At 62.6% G+C, this 18,318-nt stretch carries 15 protein-coding genes; all 15 read left to right on the top strand.

Going from position 1 to position 18,318, the window contains the following annotated elements; all coding sequences use genetic code 11:
• Positions 1–532 precede the first annotated feature (532 nt).
• A complete protein-coding gene (locus PQR53_RS24365; RefSeq protein WP_408459547.1) occupies positions 533–4,627 on the top strand; it encodes a DUF3683 domain-containing protein in 4,095 nt (1,364 codons plus the stop codon).
• A gap of 34 nt (positions 4,628–4,661) precedes the next feature.
• Complete coding sequence (locus PQR53_RS24370; protein WP_408459550.1) at positions 4,662–5,090, top strand: HIT family protein; 429 nt, start codon at positions 4,662–4,664, stop codon at positions 5,088–5,090.
• Between the two features lie 84 nt (positions 5,091–5,174).
• Positions 5,175–5,588: a gamma-butyrobetaine hydroxylase family protein gene (locus tag PQR53_RS24375; protein WP_408338487.1), complete on the top strand. Its 414-nt coding sequence runs from the start codon at positions 5,175–5,177 to the stop codon at positions 5,586–5,588.
• 67 nt (positions 5,589–5,655) lie between these two features.
• Complete coding sequence (gene ubiE / locus PQR53_RS24380; RefSeq protein ID WP_408418522.1) at positions 5,656–6,387, top strand: bifunctional demethylmenaquinone methyltransferase/2-methoxy-6-polyprenyl-1,4-benzoquinol methylase UbiE; 732 nt, start codon at positions 5,656–5,658, stop codon at positions 6,385–6,387.
• Between the two features lie 38 nt (positions 6,388–6,425).
• Positions 6,426–7,418 carry a Tim44 domain-containing protein gene (locus PQR53_RS24385; protein ID WP_408459554.1) on the top strand — a complete coding sequence of 331 codons (993 nt, stop codon included), beginning with the start codon at positions 6,426–6,428 and terminating at the stop codon, positions 7,416–7,418.
• A 152-nt stretch (positions 7,419–7,570) separates the two neighbouring features.
• Positions 7,571–8,215: a ubiquinone biosynthesis accessory factor UbiJ gene (locus tag PQR53_RS24390; RefSeq protein WP_408459557.1), complete on the top strand. Its 645-nt coding sequence runs from the start codon at positions 7,571–7,573 to the stop codon at positions 8,213–8,215.
• A gap of 15 nt (positions 8,216–8,230) precedes the next feature.
• Positions 8,231–9,808 carry a ubiquinone biosynthesis regulatory protein kinase UbiB gene (ubiB, locus tag PQR53_RS24395; RefSeq protein ID WP_408459560.1) on the top strand — a complete coding sequence of 526 codons (1,578 nt, stop codon included), beginning with the start codon at positions 8,231–8,233 and terminating at the stop codon, positions 9,806–9,808.
• Between the two features lie 29 nt (positions 9,809–9,837).
• A complete protein-coding gene (locus tag PQR53_RS24400) occupies positions 9,838–10,461 on the top strand; it encodes a methyltransferase domain-containing protein (RefSeq protein ID WP_408459563.1) in 624 nt (207 codons plus the stop codon).
• A gap of 153 nt (positions 10,462–10,614) precedes the next feature.
• A complete protein-coding gene (locus PQR53_RS24405; protein WP_408459566.1) occupies positions 10,615–11,019 on the top strand; it encodes an FmdB family zinc ribbon protein in 405 nt (134 codons plus the stop codon).
• A gap of 75 nt (positions 11,020–11,094) precedes the next feature.
• Entirely contained in the window at positions 11,095–11,748 is a 654-nt protein-coding gene (locus PQR53_RS24410; RefSeq protein ID WP_408459569.1) for a DUF502 domain-containing protein, read from the top strand.
• 76 nt (positions 11,749–11,824) lie between these two features.
• The gene (gene aspS / locus PQR53_RS24415) at positions 11,825–13,624 is read left to right on the top strand and encodes an aspartate--tRNA ligase (RefSeq protein ID WP_408459571.1); all 1,800 of its coding nucleotides are present in this window, start codon (positions 11,825–11,827) and stop codon (positions 13,622–13,624) included.
• 204 nt (positions 13,625–13,828) lie between these two features.
• Positions 13,829–14,332: a dihydroneopterin triphosphate diphosphatase gene (gene nudB, locus PQR53_RS24420; RefSeq protein ID WP_408459574.1), complete on the top strand. Its 504-nt coding sequence runs from the start codon at positions 13,829–13,831 to the stop codon at positions 14,330–14,332.
• The gene (gene clsB, locus PQR53_RS24425) at positions 14,329–15,588 is read left to right on the top strand and encodes a cardiolipin synthase ClsB (protein ID WP_408459576.1); all 1,260 of its coding nucleotides are present in this window, start codon (positions 14,329–14,331) and stop codon (positions 15,586–15,588) included. The genes nudB and clsB overlap by 4 nt, the downstream gene beginning before the upstream one ends.
• A 226-nt stretch (positions 15,589–15,814) precedes the next feature.
• Positions 15,815–16,414 (top strand): TetR/AcrR family transcriptional regulator, encoded by a 600-nt coding sequence (locus tag PQR53_RS24430; protein ID WP_179736094.1) that lies wholly within the window; start codon positions 15,815–15,817, stop codon positions 16,412–16,414.
• A 99-nt stretch (positions 16,415–16,513) separates the two neighbouring features.
• Complete coding sequence (locus PQR53_RS24435; RefSeq protein WP_408459579.1) at positions 16,514–18,301, top strand: acyl-CoA dehydrogenase C-terminal domain-containing protein; 1,788 nt, start codon at positions 16,514–16,516, stop codon at positions 18,299–18,301.
• Positions 18,302–18,318: the final 17 nt, after the last annotated feature.

Genomic DNA, 18,318 nt, shown 5'->3' on the forward strand with positions numbered 1-18,318 from the left:
GAAGCCATGCGGGTGGCGCGGTGCGCTTTGTGAGACGGGAAAGGGTCAATGATAGCGCCAACGGTGTGCGCTCTGGCCTTTGGCAAACCGTCAACGAAGCTTCCACGTACGCGCGAGGGCCGCCAGCAAAGGCCCGCCCGACCGTTCGGTCGGAGAATTATCCGTAGGCGCGTGTGGCCCCCGTTCAGCGCAAAAACGCTCAAACCCCAGCCACAAACCCGATTTCAGGCGTCAACGCGCGGCTGGATCATGGGGTAGAATTCCATTTTGGAATAAGGATCGGAAGATGCACTGGCAGCCTCGGATCGCCCATTTGATGCCCGTCCCGCGTGAGTCTTGTCCCGCGGCGGAGCGTCACGTCCGTCAGGCACGATCGTGTAGCTGTCTCTGAGCGCCGTGAAGCGACTGATGTGGGTAGGCCGTCGGTTGCGCTTCGCTCCCCTAGAAGATTTCCAGCATTGCGCGCCACGCGCACTGTCAGCCAGCGCCTCACCGATGAGCGCGCCGGGTTGACCCACCGAGTCGTCCAAACATGAACGCACCTCAAGTTTTCGATCCGCACGGGGCCGCCACTGCGGTGGCCGCCGATCCTGAAGCGCGTCTGCGCGAAATTCCCTATAACTACACGTCATTTTCCGACCGCGAAATCGTCATCCGTCTGTTAGGCGACGACGCCTGGACGGCTTTGGCCGAACTGCGCGCGGAACGTCGCACCGGCCGCTCAGCCCGGATGCTGTACGAAGTGCTCGGCGACATCTGGGTCGTGCGCCGCAATCCTTACCTGCAGGACGACCTGCTCGACAATCCGAAGCGCCGCGCGCTGCTGATCGAGGCGCTGCACCACCGTCTGACCGAAATCGAAAAGCGCCGCCGCGCCGATCTGGTCGCGCATGGCGACGAAGCGGGCGTCGATCGGGCCGCCCGCGTTGAAACGCTGGTCGCGGCTGCGCGCCGTGCCGTCGACGATTTCGAAAGCGAGTTCCAGAAGACCTTCGATTTGCGCCGTCGCGCGAACAAGGTGCTGGGCAAGGTCACGGAAAAAGACAACATCAAGTTCGACGGCTTGTCCCGCGTTTCGCACGTGACCGACGCGACCGACTGGCGCGTCGAATATCCGTTCGTCGTGTTGACACCGGATACGGAAGCCGAGATCGCCGGCATGATCAAGGCGTGTTTCGAGCTCGGTCTGACGGTCATCCCGCGCGGAGGCGGCACCGGCTACACCGGCGGCGCGGTCCCGCTCACGCCGTTCTCGGCGGTCATCAATACCGAGAAGCTTGAACAACTTGGTGCGGTCGAAATGACCGACCTGCCGGGTGTTGGCCGCAAGGTGGCGACGATTTTCTCCGGTGCGGGCGTGGTCACACGCCGCGTGACCGAAGCGGCCGAGCAGGCCGGCTTCGTGTTCGCGGTTGATCCGACCTCGCTGGACGCATCCTGCGTAGGCGGCAACGTCGCGATGAACGCGGGCGGCAAGAAAGCGGTGTTGTGGGGCACGGCGCTCGACAACCTCGCGTGGTGGCGCATGGTCGACCCGGAAGGGAACTGGCTCGAAGTCACGCGTCTGGATCACAACCTCGGCAAGATTCACGACATCGAAGTCGCGCGTTTCGAACTGAAGTGGTTCGACGGCAGCTACGCGCCGGGCGAAAAGCTGCTGCGCACGGAAGCGCTCGACATCAAGGGCCGCGTGTTCCGTAAGGAAGGTCTTGGCAAGGACGTGACCGACAAATTCCTCGCCGGTCTGCCGGGCGTGCAGAAGGAAGGCTGCGATGGGCTGATCACATCCGCGCGCTGGGTGCTGCACAAGATGCCGGCGCATACGCGCACCGTCTGCCTCGAATTCTTCGGCCAGGCGCGCGAAGCGATTCCGAGCATCGTCGAGATCAAAGACTATCTGTTCGAAACGTCGCGGCAAGGCGGCGCGATTCTCGCCGGCCTCGAGCATCTGGATGAGCGCTATCTGCGCGCGGTCGGTTATGCGACCAAGTCCAAGCGCAACGCGTTTCCGAAAATGGTGCTGATCGGTGACATCGTCGGCGACGATGCGGACGCGGTGGCGCAAGCCACTTCTGAAGTGGTGCGCATGGCCAACGGCAAGAGCGGCGAAGGTTTCGTCGCGGTCAACGCGGAAGCGCGCAAGCGTTTCTGGCTCGACCGCAGCCGCACCGCCGCGATCGCGAAGCACACCAACGCGTTCAAGATCAACGAAGACGTGGTGATTCCGCTCGACCGCATGGGCGAGTACACCGACGGGATCGAGCGCATCAACATCGAACTGTCGGTCAAGAACAAGCTGCAGCTGGTCGACGCGCTTGAAGCGTTCTTCAAAGCCGGCAAGCTGCCGCTCGGCAAGAGCGACGACGCCAATGAAATCCCGAGCGCCGAGTTGCTCGAAGATCGCGTGCAACAGGCGCTCGATCTGCTGAAGAAGGTGCGCGCGCGCTGGGAATTCCTGCGTGACAAGCTCGATCTGTCGGTGCGCGAAGCGCAGCATTATCTGGTCGGCCTCGGCTACGAAGGTCTGGCGGAGAAGTTCGCCGATCGCGCGGACGCGCAGCCCGACGCCACCGTGTTCCACATCACGCAGGACCGCACGATCCGCGTGTCGTGGAAGCAGGAGATCCGCGCCGAGTTACGGCAGATCTTCAATGGCGGCGAATTCAAGCCGATCCTCGACGAAGCGCAGGCGATCCACAAGAAGGTGCTGCGGGGCCGCGTGTTCGTCGCGCTGCACATGCACGCGGGCGATGGCAACGTCCATACGAACCTGCCGGTCAACTCCGACAACTACGAGATGCTGCAGGACGCCCACACGGCGGTCGCGCGCATCATGAAGCTGGCGCGTTCGCTCGACGGCGTGATTTCCGGCGAGCACGGTATCGGCATTACCAAGCTCGAGTTCCTGACCGATGAGGAAATCGGCGAATTCCGCGCGTACAAGCAGCGCGTCGATCCGCATGGCCGCTTCAATGCGGGCAAGCTGCTCGAAGGCGCCGACCTGCGCAACGCCTACACGCCGAGCTTCGGCCTGATGGGCTACGAATCGCTGATCATGCAGCAGTCCGACATCGGCGCGATTTCGGAATCGATCAAGGACTGCCTGCGTTGCGGCAAGTGCAAGCCGGTGTGCGCGACCCACGTGCCGCGCGCGAACCTGCTGTACAGCCCGCGCAACAAGATTCTCGCCACCTCGCTGCTGGTCGAGGCGTTCCTGTACGAAGAGCAGACCCGTCGTGGCGTGTCGATCAAGCACTGGGACGAGTTCAACGATGTCGCCGATCACTGCACCGTCTGTCACAAATGCGTGACGCCGTGTCCGGTAAAGATCGACTTCGGCGACGTGACGATGAACATGCGCAACCTGCTGCGCAAGATGGGCAAGAAGAAGTTCAATCCGGGCAACGCGGCCGGCATGTTCTTCCTGAACGCCACCAATCCGCAGACCATCAATCTCGCGCGCACCGCGATGATGGGCATCGGCTATAAAGCTCAGCGCCTCGGCAACGACGTGCTGAAGAAGTTCGCGAAGAAGCAGACGGCGCACCCGCCAGCCACCGTCGGCAAGCCGAAGGTCACGCAGCAGGTGATCCACTTCATGAACAAGAAGATGCCGGGCAACCTGCCGAAGAAAACCGCGCGCGCGTTGCTGGACATCGAGGACAACAAGATCGTCCCGATCATCCGCAATCCGAAGACGACCACCGCCGATACGGAAGCGGTCTTCTACTTCCCGGGCTGCGGCTCGGAGCGGCTGTTCTCGCAAGTCGGTCTGGCGACACAAGCCATGCTGTGGGAGGCGGGCGTGCAAACCGTATTGCCGCCGGGCTATCTGTGTTGCGGCTATCCGCAGCGCGGCTCAGGCCAGTTCGACAAGGCCGAGCAGATCGTCACGGATAACCGCGTGCTGTTCCACCGCGTCGCCAATACGCTGAACTATCTCGACATCAAGACGGTGGTGGTGTCCTGCGGCACGTGTTACGACCAGCTTGCCGGTTACGAATTCGAGAAGATCTTCCCGGGCTGCCGGATCATCGACATCCACGAGTTTCTGCTCGAGAAAGGCATCAAGCTCGAAGGCGTGAACGGCGTGCGTTACATGTACCACGACCCGTGCCACTCGCCGATCAAGACGATGGATCCGGTCAAGCTCGTCAATCAGCTGATGGGTTCGGAGAACGACGGCTACAAGATCGAGAAGAACGATCGCTGCTGTGGCGAATCCGGCACGCTCGCGGTGACGCGCCCGGATATCTCGACGCAAGTCCGCTTCCGCAAGGAAGAGGAAATGCGCAAGGGGGCGGCCAAGCTGCGCGGCATTCCTCTGGTGGCTGAGGCCGGCGCCAACGCGATCAACACGGCCAATGCATCGGCCGGCGCGGCGGGTGCGCCGAACGGTTCCGTGCTCAAGGCCGGCGACGGGCCGCAACGCAACGGCGCCACCGACGTGAAAATTCTGACCAGTTGCCCGTCCTGCCTGCAGGGCTTGTCGCGCTACAACGAAGACGCGGGCACCGAGGCGGACTACATCGTCGTCGAAATGGCACGTCACGTGCTGGGCGAAGACTGGATGGCGGATTACGTCCAACGGGCGAACAATGGCGGAATCGAGCGCGTGCTGGTTTAATGGCACGACTGACGATTTTTGCCTGAGGACGACGATGGAATGCGTTTTTTGCCGTGAAGATGGCGGTGATGTGCTGTGGCAGGACGACACCTTGCGTGTCGTCCTCGCCGATGAACACGATTACCCGGGCTTCTGCCGGGTGATCTGGAACAAGCATGTGGCCGAGTTTTCCGACCTTGCCGGAAGCGACCGCGATCGCGTGATGAAAGCCGTGTATGCGGTCGAACACGCGATGCGGCGCATCATGCAACCGGTCAAGGTCAACCTGGCGAGCCTGGGCAACCAGGTGCCGCACGTGCATTGGCATGTGATTCCGCGTTATTCGAACGACGCGCATTTTCCCCTGCCCATCTGGGCGCCGCGCCAGCGCACGGTGTCCGAGGCCATGCTGTCGTCGCGCCGCGCGCAAGCTACCCTGCTGCGCGAAGCGGTGAGACAGGAAATCGAACAGGCGCTCGGCTGAGCGCCGCTGAATCTGTCGCCTGGCGCCGGGCCTTCCTGCGGGCGGAAAACCTGGGGCAGCCCGGCGTGTTCTTACGAGGTCAATATGAGTGGTCTGACTCCCGATACCCCGGTCCCGACCGGCGTGGTCGTGCATTCCAAATCGCGCGTGCTTGAATTGCAGTACGCAAACGGCGAATCGTATCGCCTGCCGTTCGAACTGCTGCGCGTGTACTCGCCGTCGGCGGAAGTGATGGGCCATGGGCCAGGCCAGGAAACCCTGCAAACCGGCAAGCGTGACGTCACGATCACGATGATCGAGGGCGTCGGCAACTACGCGTTGCAGCCGACTTTCTCCGACGGGCATGCCACGGGCATCTATTCCTGGGACCTGCTGCACGATATGGCCGTTCGTCAGGATGAACTCTGGCGCGACTATCTCGCCAAACTGGCAGCGGCCGGTGTCGACCGCGATGCGCCGATGGCCGTAGCGGGCGCTGCGCACGGGCACTGTCACTGATACGATTCGCCCTGGTCGCCGCACTGATGCGGCGCAACATTTCAGAATACGCGAAAGGACGAGCGCGATGAGCAAAACCCACTTCGGCTTTCAATCGGTCGACGAGCAGGAAAAAGCGCAGAAGGTGGCGGGCGTGTTCCACTCGGTCGCTTCCAACTACGACTTGATGAACGACCTGATGTCGGGCGGGTTGCACCGGGCATGGAAGATGTTCACGATCGCCCAGGCCAACGTCCGGCCGGGCTTCAAAGTGCTCGATATCGCGGGGGGCACGGGCGATCTGTCGAAGGCATTTGCCAAACAGGCCGGCGAAACCGGTGAAGTCTGGCATACCGACATCAACGAATCGATGCTGCGGGTGGGCCGCGACCGCCTGCTGGACAAGGGCGTCATTACCCCGGCGCTGCTTTGCGACGCCGAGAAAATTCCCTTTCCGGACAATTACTTCGACGTGGTGACCGTGGCATTCGGCTTGCGCAACATGACGCACAAGGATGTCGCGCTGGCGGAAATGCGCCGCGTGCTGAAGCCTGCAGGCCGTCTGTTGGTGCTGGAGTTCTCGAAGGTGTGGGATCCGCTCAAAAAGGTCTACGACGTCTATTCTTTTAAGGTGTTGCCGTGGCTCGGCGACCGTTTTGCGAAAGACGCCGATAGCTACCGCTACCTGGCGGAATCGATCCGGATGCATCCGGACCAGGAAACTTTAAAAACAATGATGGAACAAGCGGGCCTGGACGGCGTCAAATATTACAATTTGTCAGCTGGCGTGGTAGCTTTACATGTGGGGACCAAATACTAGGGTTCCTAACCCATCGATTTTTAAAGGAAAGTACGAAAATGTCCGATTCAGGTGTGTTATCTCCCCGTAAGGTTAAGCGGTCGTTGGTGAGAAGAATCGGACTGATCGCGATGGTCGGTCTGATCATGGCCGGCTCTCTCGCCTCGCTCGATGCGGAAGCTCGCCGCATGGGCGGTGGCCGTAGTCTTGGCCGTCAGTCGAACACCGTTCAACAGCAATCCGCCCCGTCGCAACCTTCCCAAAGCAATCAGGCGATGCAGCAGCGCGCCCAGCCGGCACCGGCGCCCGCGCCGACGCCGGCCGCCGCGCCTAACCGCTCGCGCTGGCTTGGCCCAATCGCCGGTCTCGCGGCCGGTCTTGGTATCGCTGCGTTGTTGTCGCATTTCGGTCTGGGCGGCGCGTTTGCCGGCGCCATGGCCAACATCATCGTGATCGCGATCATTGCGATGATCGGCATCTGGTTGATTCGCCGCTTCATGGGCCGCAAGCGCGATACCGCGCAACCGGCGTACGCGGGCAGCGCACCTTCGCTGAATGCGGGTAACACTGGCTATTCGCAGGAACCGCGCTACAGCGCTCCGCCCGCCGGCTCGTATCTGGAGCCGCAAGGCAACCCGCTGACCACGCCGTCCATCAACGCAGCCCCCGTAGTGCCGGCCGGCTTCGATTCGGAAGCGTTCCTGCGCAACGCCAAGGTGTACTTCGTGCGGCTGCAAGCTGCATGGGACGTCGGTAACACGGAAGACATCCGCGAATTCACCACGCCGGAAATGTTCGCCGAAGTGAAGGTCGATCTGACCTCGCGCGGCGCTGAATCCAATCAGACCGACGTGGTGCAGCTGAACGCCGAATTGCTGGGCGTTGAAGAGCGCGCGACCGAATACTTCGCCAGCGTGCGCTTTTCCGGCTTGATCCGTGAATCGGCGGATGCGGCGGCTGAGCCTTTCGTCGAGGTCTGGAACCTGACAAAGGCGAACCGGCCGGGTGAAGGCTGGCTGCTGGCCGGCATTCAGCAGGTAGCGCAGCACTGAGCAATAGCAGGGCGGAGACAGGGCAGTCCTGCCCGCCTTGATTCTGCGCACAGGATTGGCCGTTCGGCATAGCAGGCCGCGAAGCGAACGGACGTTACAATAGGAACCCGTGCGGGCACCTCGCCCGCGCGGGTTTTTTCTTGCCACTTTCAATGACCCTCGCCGCCAAGCCCTTCGCCGCTGCTGTCAATCATCTGCTCGCCCGCGAATCGTGGGCTCGCGAGCGTCTCGCCCCTTACGCGGGCAAGACCGCGAGTCTGTCTTGTCCGCCCGTCGTACTGATGCTGCTGGTGCAGCCGGACGGCTACCTGAGCGCGGTCGAGGCAACCGAGGCGCAACAGTTCGACGTGACCATCTCGGTGCCGTCCGAGGCCCTGCCGGCTTTCGTGCAAGGCGGCCAGGCCGCTGTGATGAAGCACGTCAAGATCGAAGGTGACGCTGAGTTCGCGACTGTGATCGCCAAGCTCGCCGAACATCTGCGCTGGGAGCCGGAAGAGGATCTGGCCAGGCTGATCGGCGACGGTCCGGCGTGGCGGGTCGCGTCGGTGGTGCGCACGGTCGGCGAACACGCGCGTCGTACCGGGCGCAATCTGCTCGACACCGCCGCCGAATATCTGCTCGACGAAAATCCGCAACTGGTGCGGCGCACCGCGCTGGAGGATTTCAACGTCGAGCTGGCCCGCGCCCGCGATGCCTTGGCGCGCGTGGAGAAGCGCATCGAGCGTCTTGAACAGAAGGTCGAAGCCCGCGGCGCCAATGCGCCGGGCGGCGCCGCCACGTTGCGCGGCACGCGCTAGTCACCGGGCACAACTATGCGTTTTCTGCGTTTCCTCAAGATTTTCTTCACGGTCATCCGCTTCGGTCTCGACGAGATGATGCTCGGCCGCGTCAACGACCGGCGGGTGCGTCTGCTGCTGCGTATCACCACGATCGGTCGCAAGTTCGACGCGCCGCCGGGCGTGCGCTTGCGGCTCGCGCTCGAAAGCCTCGGGCCGATCTTCGTCAAGTTCGGCCAGGTGCTGTCCACGCGGCGCGATCTGCTGCCGGTCGACATCGCCAATGAACTGGCCAAGCTGCAGGATCAGGTGCCGCCGTTCGACTCGGCGGTGGCGATCGGGTTGGTCGAGAAGTCGCTCGGCGCGCCGGTCGACGTGCTGTTCGACGATTTCGAGCGGGTGCCGGTTGCAAGCGCGTCGATCGCGCAGGTTCACTTCGCGAAGGTGAAAGCAGGGCAGCACGCGGGCAAGGCCGTCGCCGTGAAAGTGTTGCGACCGAACATGCTGCCGGTGATCGACTCTGACCTGGCTTTGCTGCGCGACATCGCCGTATGGGCCGAGCGGCTGTGGGCCGACGGCAAGCGTTTGAAGCCGCGCGAGGTGGTCGCCGAATTTGACAAGTATCTGCACGACGAACTCGATCTGATGCGCGAAGCGGCGAACGGCAGCCAGCTGCGCCGCAACTTCGCCGGGCTCGATCTCCTGCTGGTGCCGGAGATGTACTGGGAATTCTGCACGCCCACGGTGCTGGTGATGGAGCGCATGGTCGGCGTGCCGATCAGCCAGGTGGAGACGCTGCGCGCGGCGGGGGTCGACATTCCGAAGCTGGCGCGTGAAGGTGTTGAGATTTTCTTCACCCAGGTGTTCCGCGATGGTTTTTTCCACGCCGACATGCACCCGGGCAACATCCAGGTGAGTCTCGATCCGGCGCACTTCGGCCGCTATATCGCGCTGGATTTCGGCATCATTGGCGCGCTGTCGGACTTCGACAAAAACTACCTCGCGCAGAACTTCCTCGCTTTCTTCAAGCGTGACTACCATCGCGTCGCCACGCTGCATCTGGAGTCGGGCTGGGTGCCGCCCACGACTCGCGTCGAAGAACTGGAAAGCGCGATTCGGGCGGTGTGCGAGCCGTATTTCGACCGCGCACTGAAAGATATTTCGCTCGGCCAGGTGCTGATGCGGCTGTTCTCGACCTCGCGCCGCTTCAACGTCGAGATCCAGCCGCAACTGGTGCTGCTCCAGAAAACCATGTTGAACGTCGAAGGGCTCGGCCGCTCGCTCGATCCTGAGCTGGACCTGTGGAAGACGGCCAAGCCCTATCTCGAACGCTGGATGAACGAGCAGATCGGTTTGCGCGGCTGGTACGAGCGGCTGAAGATCGAGGCGCCGCAGTGGAGCAAGACGCTGCCGCAGTTGCCGCGGCTGATCCATCACGTGCTGGCTGAGCGTCACGACAACACGCGTGGCGCGAACGACGACATGATTCGCCAGATCCTGCTCGAACAGAAGCGTACCAACCGGTTGCTGCAAGGGCTGCTGCTGTTCGGCGCGGCGGTCGGCGTGGGCGCGGTGCTGGCACGGGCGTTTCTGGCGTTCGCCTACGGCGGGTGAACCCGCTTCTGATCCACACGAGGCATGCCATGAGCGACCCGACCCAGCCCTCCGCCCCCGACTTTGCGACGCGCGACCCCAACTCGCCCGAGTTCTGGGACGAACGCTTCGAGCGCCGTTTCATGCCATGGGATCAGGCTGGCGTGCCGGCGGCGTTCCAGTCGTTCGTCAGCCGGCACAGCGACGCTGCCGTGTTGATTCCTGGTTGCGGGAGTGCCTACGAGGCACTTTGGCTGGCTGAGCAAGGCAATTCAGTCCGGGCGATCGATTTCTCGCCGGCCGCCGTAGCGGCCGCGCGCGAGCAATTGGGCGCGCAGCATGCGCAACTGGTCGAGCAGGCTGACTTCTTCACTTATGAGCCGCCGTTCACGCCGGCCTGGATCTATGAGCGCGCGTTCCTTTGCGCGCTGCCGTTGGCGCGCCGCGCTGACTACGCGCAACGGATGGCCGAGTTGTTGCCTGACGGCGCGTTGCTGGCGGGTTTCTATTTCCTCGGCGCGACGCCGAAAGGGCCGCCGTTTGGTATCGAGCGCGCTGAACTCGAGGCCTTGCTCACGCCGCACTTCGATCTGATCGAAGACGAAGCCGTGAACGATTCGATTGCCGTCTTCGCCGGACGCGAGCGTTGGATGACCTGGCGCCGTCGCGCTTGATCGCACCGCACTTGATTCGAGAACGGCCGCCCCAATCTAGGCGAACGGCGGCTGCGCCTGGCGCGCCGGCCCCGAAATTCGCGGGTGGCTAGCCAGATACGGCTATAATTCAAGGCTTTGCAGGCGTTACGAGATTTCAGTAGGGAAAAGATTATGCCGATCTACGCTTATCGTTGCGAGTCATGCGGCTTCGGGAAGGACGTGCTTCAGAAGATGAGCGACCCCCAGCTGACGCAGTGTCCCGAGTGCGGGCAAGACACCTTTCGCAAGCAGGTGACTGCCGCCGGTTTCCAGTTGAAGGGTTCCGGCTGGTATGTGACCGATTTCCGCGGCGGTAACAGCGGCGCGAGCGCGCCGGCCAAGCCCGACGCGAATGGCGACTCGAGTGCAAATTCGGGCGAAAACGCCGCAGCCGGGAATAACGGCGCAGCGAAATCCGACACGGCTTCGGCCAACGGCACGGCCGCCGCCGCTTCATCGGGCGCCGCCGCAACGCCCGCCGCGCCTGCTGCCGCACCCGCCGCATCGGCGAGTTCGAGCGGTTCCGGCAGCGCCTAGTGGGACTGCCGCCCTCAGGGGCGGCGCACACGCCGCGCATCGAGTATCGGTTCGCGCGGCTTTCTGGCGGTACACATGACGACGAAAAAAACGACGCTCAAATCGGTGTTCCTGACTGGCCTGCTGGTGCTGGTGCCTCTGGCTATCACACTGTGGGTGCTCGGCCTGATCATCGGCACGATGGACCAGACGCTGTTGCTGCTGCCTACCGCATGGCAGCCGGAGCGCGCGCTCGGCTTCCGTCTGCCAGGTCTTGGCGCGGTGCTGACGCTGGCGTTCATCTTTGTTGTCGGTCTGTTGACGCAAAACTTCATCGGGCAGAAGCTCGTGAAGTGGTGGGAAGTCGTGGTCGCTCACATTCCGGTGGTCGGCCCGATCTACACCAGCGTGAAGCAGGTGTCGGACACCTTGTTGTCGAGCAGCGGCAATGCGTTTCGCAAGGCACTCCTGATCGAGTACCCGCGCCGCGGTTCCTATACGATTGCGTTTCTGACCGGCATTCCGGGCGGCGACGTGATCAACCACCTGAAAGAAGATCACGTCAGCGTGTATGTGCCGACTACGCCGAACCCAACGTCCGGCTTCTTCCTGATGGTGCCGAGGAGCGAAGTGATCGAGCTCGACATGACGGTCGACGCTGCGCTCAAGTACATCGTCTCGATGGGCGTCGTGGCGCCGTCCGCGCCGCCGGCGCCGGTGCGCCGCACCACAGTCGAGCCTCCGCTGTAATGCCGGTGCGCAGCGTTTCACGCAGTGTCAGATTGCTGCGCGCCGTTCAATCAATGCAAAACGAAAGACAAACATCATGTCGATGAGATCTGAATACTGCGGTCTGGTGACCGAAGAACTGCTGGGCCAATCCGTCTCGCTGTGCGGCTGGGTAAGCCGCCGTCGCGACCATGGCGGCGTCATCTTCATCGACTTGCGCGACCGCGAAGGCCTCGTTCAGGTCGTCTGCGATCCGGATCGCGCGGAGATGTTCAAGACGGCCGAAGGCGTGCGCAACGAGTTCTGCCTGCAGATCAAGGGTGTGGTTCGCGCCCGTCCGGAAGGCACGACGAACGCCGCGCTCAAGAGCGGCAAGATCGAAGTGCTGTGCCACGAACTGATCGTGCTGAACGCGTCGATCACGCCGCCGTTCCAGCTCGACGACGACAACCTGTCGGAAACCACGCGCCTCACGCACCGCGTGCTGGACCTGCGCCGTCCGCAGATGCAGCACAACCTGCGTCTGCGCTACCGCGTCGCGATCGAAGTGCGCAAGTACCTGGACTCGCTGGGCTTCATCGACATCGAAACGCCGATGCTCACCAAGAGCACGCCGGAAGGCGCGCGCGACTACCTCGTGCCGTCGCGTACCAACCCGGGCCAGTTCTTCGCGCTGCCGCAGTCGCCGCAGCTGTTCAAGCAGTTGCTGATGGTCGCTAACTTCGACCGCTACTACCAGATCGTCAAGTGCTTCCGCGACGAAGACCTGCGCGCGGACCGTCAGCCGGAATTCACGCAGATCGACTGCGAAACCTCGTTCCTGTCGGAACAGGAAATCCGCGATCTGTTCGAAGCGATGATCCGTCACGTGTTCAAGGAAACGATCGGCGTCGAACTGGCCGATAAATTCCCGGTCATGGAGTACTCGGAGGCGATGCGCCGTTTCGGCTCGGACAAGCCGGACCTGCGCGTCAAGCTCGAATTCACGGACCTGACCGACGCCGTCAAGGACGTCGACTTCAAGGTGTTCAGCACGCCGGCCAACACGAAAGACGGCCGCGTCGCGGCGATCCGCGTGCCGAAGGGCGGCGAGCTCTCGCGTGGCGATATCGACAGCTACACGGAATTCGTGCGCATCTACGGCGCGAAGGGCCTGGCATGGATCAAGGTCAACGAAGTCGCGAAGGGCCGTGACGGCCTGCAAAGCCCGATCGTCAAGAACCTGCACGACGAAGCGGTCAAGGCGATCATCGAGCGCACTGGTGCGCAAGACGGCGACATCATTTTCTTCGCGGCAGATCGCGCGAAGGTGGTGAACGACAGCCTGGGCGCACTGCGCCTGAAGATCGGTCATTCGGAATTCGGCAAGGCCAATGGTCTGGTTGAATCCGGCTGGAAGCCGCTGTGGGTGGTCGACTTCCCGATGTTCGAATACGACGAGGAAGACAACCGCTACGTCGCCGCGCATCACCCGTTCACGAGCCCGAAAGACGAGCACCTCGAGTATCTGGAAACGGATCCGGCGCGCTGCCTCGCGAAGGCCTACGACATGGTGCTGAACGGCTGGGAAATCGGCGGCGGTTCGGTGCGTATTCACCGTGAAGAAGTGCAGAGCAAGGTGTTCCGCGCGCTGAAGATCAACGCGGAAGAAGCGCAAGCCAAGTTTGGCTTCCTGCTCGACGCGCTGCAATACGGTGCGCCGCCGCACGGCGGTATCGCCTTCGGTCTGGACCGCATCATCACGATGATGGCCGGCGCCGATTCGATCCGCGACGTGATCGCGTTCCCGAAGACGCAGCGTGCGCAGGATCTGCTCACGCAGGCGCCGAGCGAAGTGGACGAGCGCCAGCTGCGCGAGTTGCACATCCGCCTGCGTCAGCCGGAACCGAAGGCCTAAGGTGCCCACCTAAGGTGCCGGCGTAACAGTCGAGCCGGTCAAAGCTGCCAGAACCTTGGCAGTTTCAAGCAAACGAGAAAGGCGCGTGATGCGCCTTTTTCGTTTTTTGCGTTACAGTCGCAGCAACCGGTCTCGACCCTTCGTGGGACCACTTGAACACTCGCCGACATGTACCGCGCAAGCATTGCGCCCAGTTCTTACGCCATGCCGAAACCGCCGAAGATCCCGCAATCCGTACTCGTCGTCATCCATACGCCCGCGCTCGACGTACTGTTGATCGAGCGTGCCGACCATGCAGGCTTCTGGCAGTCGGTGACGGGCTCCAAAGACCAGCTCGACGAACCCTTCGTCGAGACGGCCGCGCGCGAGGTCGCCGAGGAAACCGGCATCGTGGTCGGCAGTGCACTGGTGCCGCACAGCGCGCTGTTCGATTGGCAGTACGCGATTGAATATGAGATCTACCCGCAGTTCCGGCATCGCTATGCCGAGGGCGTGATCCACAACACCGAACATTGGTTCAGCCTGGAAGTGCCCGAACAGCTCGAGGTGACGCTCGCGCCGCGAGAACACACCGCATTCCTGTGGCTGCCGTATGAAGAGGCGGCGTCGCGCTGCTTTTCATCGTCGAATGCGGATGCGATCCTGCAAATGCCGAAGCGGCTCGCTGGGCGCCCGGATGACGGGCAGCCCAAGGAGCGTGCCCGGTGAGCGTCGGCGGCGCGCGCCGTTTCGCGCGACTCCGGCAATCGCTGCTCGGCCGCCGCTACTGGCAGCGCTACCGCTTTACCAGCGGCAACGACGTCAAGCTGCTGCGTTCCGGCGACGAGTTCTTCGCGGCGCTCGTCGAACGCATCGACGCGGCGCAGAGCGACGTGGTTCTCGAAACCTATATCTTCTGCAACGATAGTGCCGGCCAGGCCGTTAGCGCCGCGCTGATCCGCGCCGCGTCGCGCGGCGTGAAGGTGCGCGTGATCACCGACGGCATCGGCACGGCCCGCCTCCAGATGTTCGCCGAATGGCCGCTTGCCGGCATCGATCACCGCATCTATAACCCGCACATCTTCGGCCGCTTAGGCTTCTCGCGGACGCACCGCAAGATCGCGGTGGTGGACGATCAGTTCGCGTATTGCGGCGGTATCAACATCGTCGACGATTACGAGAACAACGGCGAGAAGCTGCCGTACCGGCGCTGGGATTTCGCGGTGGAACTGCATGGGCCGGTGGTCGCCGATATCCGCCAGGCGTTCGAGGTGCAATGGCGGCGGATCCGCCTCGGGCATCGGCCGTTGGAGTCCCTCGAGCCCGATCTCGGGCCGAAGACCATGGCGTCGCTCGGCACGCTGCGCCGCCGGCGCCGCAACCGCAACGAGGCACTCTGGGCCGGCGGGCAGCCGTGCGTGGCCTTCGTCGCACGCGACAACCTGATCAACCGCCGCGCCATCGAAAAAGCGTATCTGACCTCGATCGGCCAGGCCCGCAGCGAAGTGCTGCTGGCCAACCCGTACTTCATGCCGGGCCGCAAGCTGCGGCGCGCGCTGGTGTTCGCGGCGCGGCGCGGCGTCGAGGTAAAGCTGATCATCGGGCGCAAGGAATTCAAGGCGCTCGATTACGCGGTGCCGTTTCTGTATCGTGCCCTGCTCAAGGCCGGCGTGCAGATCGCCGAGTACGAGAAAACCCTGCTGCACGGCAAGGTCGCGGTGGTGGATTCGAACTGGGGGACCGTCGGCTCGTCGAACCTCGATGCGTTGAGTCTGATGCTCAACAACGAGGCCAACGTCGTGCTGGTGAACGATCCCTCGATCGACGCGCTGCGTGAAGCGATCCTCGTCGCCTTCAAGGATTCGCGCAGGATCGATGAGGCGCGCTACGATGCCCGTCCGGCGGGCGAGCGCGCTCTCAACTGGCTGGCCTACACGACCTACCGGGCCGTGATGAAGCTGTTGACGGTGGGCGGCTATGACTAGCGCTCGCTCCACTCTCACCTAAGCGCAAAGGCGTGGCGTCAATGAAAGGCAGCAAAAGAAGGCAAACGCCTCTAAAAAATCTCCTTCCTCTGATTGACGGATGCAGCAGAATTGGAACCTGGTTAGAAACCGGTTTCTAATAAAGTCCTTGTTTCGCGGACGGCGGCACTCAATAATAGTACGGCCGTTCGATTTTCTTTCGGTCACATTAGAACGGTAAAAAGCTATGCGAAAAGGCGAACAAACACGAGCCGCGATTCTCGAAGCAGCACTCGATCTGGCAAGCCGCGACGGACTGGAAGGTCTGACGATTGGGCTGCTGGCCGAACGCATGCAGATGAGCAAAAGCGGTGTGTTCGCGCATTTCGGGTCGCGCGAGGATTTGCAGGTCGAGGTCGTGCGCGAATACCACCGTCGTTTTGAAGACGAGGTATTTTTCCCGAGCTTGCGCGAGCCTCGTGGGTTGCCGCGCTTGCGCGCGATGATCTCCCGCTGGATCGAGAAACGCATTCAGGAAGTCACCACTGGGTGCATCTACATCAGCGGTGCCGTCGAGTACGACGACCGTGCGGACAACCCGGTGCGCGAGCAACTGGTGTCGAGCGTGACGATCTGGCGCGCGGCGCTCACCCGGGCGATTTCGCAAGCCATGGAAGAAGGGCATCTGCGAGCCGATACCGATCCGCAGCTGATGCTGTTCGAACTGTACAGCTTCACGCTCGGCCTGCATCACGACGCGCGCTTCCTGCACTTGCCGGATGCCGTGCGTCTGACGTGGGCTGCGCTGGAAAAACTGATTATTTCGTATCAGAGCGAAAGCCGTTAGCAGGGCCGCCGAACTTAAACAGATTCAGCGGCGCTGATCGATCCGATCCACGGACTCAGCTAACAGCCTGGCTCCTTGTCAAACTTGGGAGAGAGAGTCATGGGACAGTACGCCGCGCCGCTGCGCGACATGCAATTCGTGTTGCACGAACTGCTTAACGTCGAAGCCGAAATCCAGCAGATGCCGAAGCACGCGGATCTCGACGCGGATACGATCAACGCCGTGCTCGAAGAGGCCGGCAAGTTCTGCTCCGAAGTGCTGTTCCCGCTCAATCACAGCGGGGACCAGGAAGGCTGCACGTACGTTGGCGACGGCGTCGTGACCACACCGAAGGGCTTCAAGGAAGCCTACAAGCAGTACGTGGAAGCCGGCTGGCCGGCACTCGGCTGCGACCCGGAATACGGCGGCCAGGGCCTGCCCGCGTTCGTCAACAACGCGCTGTATGAAATGCTGAACTCGGCGAACCAGGCGTGGACGATGTACCCGGGCCTCTCGCATGGCGCGTATGAATGCCTGCACGCGCACGGCACGCCGGAGCTGCAACAACGTTATCTGCCGAAGCTGGTCGCGGGCGTCTGGACCGGCACGATGTGTCTGACCGAACCGCATTGCGGCACCGACCTCGGCATTCTGCGCACCAAGGCCGAACCGAACAGCGACGGCTCGTACGCGATCAGCGGCACGAAGATTTTCATCTCCAGCGGCGAACACGATCTGGCGGAGAACATCGTTCACCTGGTGCTCGCGCGTCTGCCGGATGCGCCGAAGGGCACCAAGGGCATTTCTCTGTTCATCGTGCCGAAGTTCGTCCCGAACGAAGCGGGCGAACCGGGCGAGCGCAACGGCGTGAAGTGCGGCTCCATCGAACACAAGATGGGCATTCACGGCAACGCCACCTGCGTGATCAATCTCGACAACGCGAAGGGCTGGCTGGTCGGCGAGCCGAACAAGGGCTTGAACGCGATGTTCGTGATGATGAACGCCGCGCGCCTGGGCGTTGGCATGCAGAGCCTGGGCCTGACCGAAATCGGCTATCAGAACTCGCTGGTGTATGCGAAAGAGCGTCTCCAGATGCGGTCGCTGACGGGCCCGAAGGCGCCGGAAAAAGCCGCTGATCCGATCATCGTGCACCCCGACGTGCGCCGCATGCTGCTCACGCAAAAAGCCTACGCGGAAGGCGCGCGCGCGTTCTCGTACTGGTCCGCGCTGCACATCGACAAGGAACTGTCCCACGCCGACGAATCGGTGCGTAAAGAAGCCGCGGATCTGGTCGCCCTGCTCACGCCGATCCTGAAAGCGTTCCTGTCGGACAACGCGTTCGAAAGCACCAACCACGCGATGCAGATTTACGGCGGCCACGGCTTCATCGCCGAGTGGGGCATGGAGCAATACGTGCGCGACGCGCGTATCAACATGATCTACGAAGGCACCAACGCCATTCAGGCGCTCGACCTGCTGGGCCGCAAGATTCTCGGCGACATGGGCGCCAAGATGAAGAAGTTCGGCAAACTCGTGGCGGACTTTGTCGAAGCCGAAGGCGTGAAGCCGGAAATGCAGGAGTTCATCAACCCGCTCGCCGACATCGGCGAAAAGGTGCAGAAGCTGACGATGGAAATCGGCATGAAGGCCATGCAGAATCCGGACGAAGTCGGCGCTGCCGCCGTGCCGTATCTGCGCACCGTCGGCCACCTGGTGTTTTCGTACTTCTGGGCGCGCATGGCACGTGTCGCGCTGGATAACGAAGCATCGGGCGATCCGTTCTACAAGGCGAAGCTCGCTACCGCACGCTTCTACTTCGCGAAGCTGCTGCCGGAAACGGCGATGACGATCCGTCAGGCGCGCGCGGGTTCGAAGTCGATGATGGAAGTCGACGAAGCGCTGTTCTAAAGCACATCACGGCAAGC

The sequence above is a fragment of the Paraburkholderia fungorum genome, from assembly GCF_046027605.1.
GTDB classification, from domain to species: domain Bacteria; phylum Pseudomonadota; class Gammaproteobacteria; order Burkholderiales; family Burkholderiaceae; genus Paraburkholderia; species Paraburkholderia fungorum_F.

Bases quoted from the DNA above. Each gene is read 5' to 3' on its own strand.
- PQR53_RS24365 (WP_408459547.1), top strand. From the start codon at position 533: ATGAACGCACCTCAAGTTTTCGATCCGCACGGGGCCGCCACTGCGGTG.
- PQR53_RS24370 (WP_408459550.1), top strand. From the start codon at position 4,662: ATGGAATGCGTTTTTTGCCGTGAAGATGGCGGTGATGTGCTGTGGCAG.
- PQR53_RS24375 (WP_408338487.1), top strand. From the start codon at position 5,175: ATGAGTGGTCTGACTCCCGATACCCCGGTCCCGACCGGCGTGGTCGTG.
- ubiE (WP_408418522.1), top strand. From the start codon at position 5,656: ATGAGCAAAACCCACTTCGGCTTTCAATCGGTCGACGAGCAGGAAAAA.
- PQR53_RS24385 (WP_408459554.1), top strand. From the start codon at position 6,426: ATGTCCGATTCAGGTGTGTTATCTCCCCGTAAGGTTAAGCGGTCGTTG.
- PQR53_RS24390 (WP_408459557.1), top strand. From the start codon at position 7,571: ATGACCCTCGCCGCCAAGCCCTTCGCCGCTGCTGTCAATCATCTGCTC.
- ubiB (WP_408459560.1), top strand. From the start codon at position 8,231: ATGCGTTTTCTGCGTTTCCTCAAGATTTTCTTCACGGTCATCCGCTTC.
- PQR53_RS24400 (WP_408459563.1), top strand. From the start codon at position 9,838: ATGAGCGACCCGACCCAGCCCTCCGCCCCCGACTTTGCGACGCGCGAC.
- PQR53_RS24405 (WP_408459566.1), top strand. From the start codon at position 10,615: ATGCCGATCTACGCTTATCGTTGCGAGTCATGCGGCTTCGGGAAGGAC.
- PQR53_RS24410 (WP_408459569.1), top strand. From the start codon at position 11,095: ATGACGACGAAAAAAACGACGCTCAAATCGGTGTTCCTGACTGGCCTG.
- aspS (WP_408459571.1), top strand. From the start codon at position 11,825: ATGTCGATGAGATCTGAATACTGCGGTCTGGTGACCGAAGAACTGCTG.
- nudB (WP_408459574.1), top strand. From the start codon at position 13,829: ATGCCGAAACCGCCGAAGATCCCGCAATCCGTACTCGTCGTCATCCAT.
- PQR53_RS24430 (WP_179736094.1), top strand. From the start codon at position 15,815: ATGCGAAAAGGCGAACAAACACGAGCCGCGATTCTCGAAGCAGCACTC.
- PQR53_RS24435 (WP_408459579.1), top strand. From the start codon at position 16,514: ATGGGACAGTACGCCGCGCCGCTGCGCGACATGCAATTCGTGTTGCAC.